We start from the raw sequence: 3,842 nt of genomic DNA, 5'->3' as shown, positions 1-3,842 counted from the left end.
GCCGACCGGACCTCCCTTCCCCGACCGTTCCCGCCGTCGTGCGGGGGCGCCCCGGGCGACCGCCCGGGCCGCCCGGAAATCCGTCGATCCGTCCGTGATCCCGCCCAGCGAATCCGCTCTGCCCTGGAGGTCTCCCGTGCGCGTTGCCCTGCTCACCGAGGGTGTCCGTCCGCATTCCCGGCGTGGTGCCGGGGGCTGGTGCGAGCGGCTGGCCGAGGGCCTGCCGGAGCACGGGTTCGAGCTGTACCTGCTGACCGGCCCGCGGCCCGGGCCGGTCCGGCGGGCCCCGGACACCGCGGAGCGGCTGCCGGCCGTCCTGCGCGGCCCGCACGAGCTGGCGCTGTGGGGGCGCCGGCCGGGCGGCCGGGCGCCGGGCGCGGTGCGCAGACGCCGGTACGCCGGGGCGTACGAACAACTGGTGCGGGCCCTGGTTCTGCCCGCGGAGAGAGCCGGCTTCGGGCCCGGGCTGTACCGGCTGGCGGCGCTCGCCCGGGAGGACGGCACGCTGCCCGCCTTCCTGGCCTCCGCGCACGCCCGCCGGCTGCTGGAACGGATCTGGCGGCTGCCCGGCGCGGACACCTCGGCCGGGCAGCCGCTGGTGTGCGACGTGCTGGTCGCGGCGGACCTGCTGGAGCAGTGCCTGCGCCCGCTGTCCGCGCCCTGGTACGGCACCGGCCCCGGCGGCCTCGGCGCGGCCGACCTGTGCCACGTGGTCGGCGGCGGTCCGGCCGCGCTGCCCGCCCTGGTGGCCCGGCACCTGCACGGGGTGCCGTACGTGGTCACCGAGCACGGCCTGCACCTGCGCGAGCAGTACCTCGGCTACCGCGAGGCGCCGTACCGGTGGCCGGTCCGCGCCCTGCTGCTGTCCTTCTTCCGGGCGCTCACCGGGGAGACCTACCGGCAGGCCGCGATACTCACCCCCGGCAGCGCCCACGACCAGCAGTGGCAGCGCCGCTGCGGGGCCGACCCGGCGCGCACCCGGGTGGTGTACGAGGGCACGCCGGCGGTGGACCGCCCGGCCGCCGGGCCGGAGCCCGCGGCGCCGACCCTGGTGTGGGCGGGCGCGCTGGAGCCGGGCCGGGACCTCGAACTCGCGCTGCACGCCCTCGCCCGGGTCCGCGCCGAACTGCCCGGCGCCCGGCTGGTGGTGTACGGCGAGGAGGCGGCGCCCGGCTACCGGGCGCACTGCGCGGCGGTGGCCGAACGGCTGGGGGTGGCCCCGGCGGTGGACTTCGCCGGGCGGCCCGGCTCCCTCGCCGGGGCCTGGGAGGCGGGCACGGCGACGGTCTTCTCGGGGCTCTCCCAGCGCAGCCCCCGGCTGCTCGCGGACGCGATGCTCAGCGGCCGGGCGGTGGTCTCCACCGATGTCGGGGTGGCCCGCGAGGTGGTCGGGCCGACCGGGCTGCTGGTGCCCGCCCGCGATCCGCGCGCCCTGGCCGGCGCCTGCCTGGCGCTGCTGCGCGACGAGGAGCGGCGGGGCAGGCTCGGGCTGGCCGGGCGGCTGCGGGCGCAGGAACGCTTCGCCGTGGAGCCGGTGATCGGCGCGTTCCGGGAGATCTACCTGGAGCTGGTCTCGCAGTACCCGGCCTTCCCCGGCGGCGGGGGCGGCGGGGAAGGCGGGCCCGCGCCGCGCCCGTTCGCCCGTCCCGCCGAGTACTGGCTGGCCGACGGCCCGCGCGGGGGCGGCACCCCGGAGGAGGGGAACGCGAACCCGGACGGGGCGCGGGAGCCGGCCGGGCGGCGGGCCGAACTCGCGGAGGCCCGCTGATGCCGGGCGGGACCCTGCTCGGCGGCAGCGCGGACCCGGTGCGCGAGGTGATGGCGGAGCACCGCGGGCTGTGCGAGCGCGCCGTCGACCCGCTGGAGATCGCCGCCGGGCTGGAGGAGGCCGGGCTCGGCCCGGACACCGCCGCCCGCTGCCGGCACGCCGACCTCTTCTCGCTGGCCGAGGAGCTGTACGCCCGGGTGCCCCGCCGCCCGCCGGCGCCCCGGCCGGTGAAGCGGCGGTCGGGCGGAGCCGCCGCCCGGGCCGCGCTGACCGCCGCCGCGCTGGCCGCGCTGCCCTGCGCGGGGGTGGCCGCGCTCGGGCCGCGCTGGCCGGTGCTGCTGTCCGCCGCCGTCCCGCTGGTGCTGCTGCCCGCGCTGACCGCGCCGTCCCCGGCCGATCCCGGCCCGCCGTGCGCCGGACCCGTCCGCCCGCCGGACGCCCTGGGGCCGGGGCCCGCCGGGGCACCGGCGCCCCGGCCGCTCCCGGGCTCCCGGCTGCGCCCGGCGGCGCTGGGCCACGGGCTGGGCCTGGCCGCGCTGCTGCTGCTCCCCTCGGCCGTACCGGGCGGGGACCGTCCGCAGGCCGTCGCGCTGGTGCTGGCGGCGGCGGTCTCGGCCGGGGCGGCCGAGCGGACGGCCCGCTGGTACCGGCAGGTCGGCCGCGGCCACCTGGGTACGGCGGGCACCCTGGCCGAGTTCCGGGCCCGGATGCGGCCGGTGCTCCCGGTCGCGCTGGCCCTGCACCTGGCGGTGCTCGGGGTGCTGAGCTTCGCCGCGCTGGCCGTGCTGGCCGTCGTCGCGCCGCGCCCCGGGCCGGGCCACGGCGGCGGGCCGCTGCACCTGGCGGTCGAGCGGGCCGGCCCCGCCCAGTGGGCGGCGCAGGGCGTGCTGGGCCTGCTGCTGGTGCTGCCGGTGCTGCTGGCGCGGTGCGGCCGGACGGCCGCCGCCGCGGCGGCGGCGTCGGCCGGGGCCGCCGCGGTGCTCGGGCCGCTCGCCCTGGGGCGCTCCGCCCCGGAGGCCTGGCTGCTCGGCGGCGGCACCGTCGCGGTGGCGCTGCTGGCGTACGCCGGGGCGGTGCTCGGCCGGGCCGGCTCGCACCGCTGAGCGCCGTCCGCCGACACCGTCCACCCGCTCCGTCGCTCCACCGCGGGGATCCGCCGCGTGATCCCCGCTCTCGTCCCGTTCGTTGAACTCAGTCCGCCAGGTCGTCCCGAACTGGCTTCGTGGAAGGACACCCCCGATGAGGGTGCTGCTGCTGGGCGCCGACGGCTTCATCGGCCGCCGGGTCACCGATCGTCTGCTGATGGACCAGGAGTTGCAGGTGACGGTGCTCGGCCGGCGCGACTCGGCCGACATCCGCTTCGACCTGACCACGGGGAGCCCGGGCGCGCTGGCCCGGTTCCTGGACGCGGTCGCGCCGCAGGTGGTGATCAACTGCGCGGGCGCCACCTACGGCAGCTCGCGCACCCTGATCCGGTCGAACACGCTGGCCGTCGCGACCGTCTGCGAGGCCATCCGGCGCAGCCGGGAGCCGGCCCGGCTGGTGCACGTCGGCTCGGCCGCCGAGTACGGGCCGGTGCCCGGCGGGGTGCCGGTGTCCGAGCAGGCCGAGCCGCGGCCGGTCGGCCCGTACGGGGTGTCCAAGCTGGCCGGGACGGAGCTGGTGCTGGCCTCCGGGCTGGACGCGGCGGTGCTGCGGGTGTTCGACGTGGTGGGCCCGGGGGCGCCGACCGCCTCGCTGTTCGGGCGGCTGGCCGAGGGCCTGCGGCGGGCGCTGGAGCGGGACGAGCACCAGGTGCGGATGCCGGACCTGTCCGGATACCGGGATTTCGTGGACGTGCGGGACGTCGCGCGGGCCATCCGGGCGGCCGCGGTGTCGGCCGCCACCGGGGTGATCAACATCGGCAGCGGGCACGCCGTGCGGGCCCGGGACGCGGCCCAGCTGCTGGTGCGGGCCTCGGGCTTCGAGGGGCAGATCGTCGAGGAGAACCGGCAGGTCCTGCTGCCCGCGCAGGCCGCCGGGGCGGGCGGCGACCACCTGCCCGGCCACCACCTGCCGGGGCACCGGCCGGAGG

3 protein-coding genes are annotated in these 3,842 nt (G+C 79.8%); all 3 read left to right on the top strand.

Translation table 11 applies throughout. The annotated features are described in order from the left end of the window. Nucleotides 1-136 precede the first annotated feature (136 nt). Nucleotides 137-1,768, top strand: a complete 1,632-nt coding sequence (locus ACIQOV_RS31655; protein ID WP_401054114.1) for a DUF3492 domain-containing protein — start codon at nt 137-139, stop codon at nt 1,766-1,768. Beyond that, nucleotides 1,768-2,871 (top strand): hypothetical protein, encoded by a 1,104-nt coding sequence (locus tag ACIQOV_RS31650; protein WP_401054112.1) that lies wholly within the window; start codon nt 1,768-1,770, stop codon nt 2,869-2,871. The genes ACIQOV_RS31655 and ACIQOV_RS31650 overlap by 1 nt, the downstream gene beginning before the upstream one ends. A gap of 136 nt (nt 2,872-3,007) precedes the next feature. Beyond that, nucleotides 3,008-3,842 (top strand): NAD-dependent epimerase/dehydratase family protein (locus ACIQOV_RS31645; RefSeq protein WP_401054111.1); only part of this gene is annotated, 835 nt, incomplete at its 3' end.

The organism is Kitasatospora sp. NPDC091257, assembly GCF_044757675.1.
GTDB lineage: Bacteria > Actinomycetota > Actinomycetes > Streptomycetales > Streptomycetaceae > Kitasatospora > Kitasatospora lactacystinica.
The sequence above is the reverse complement of the archived record's forward strand: the minus strand, read 5'-3'. Positions and strand labels throughout refer to the sequence as shown.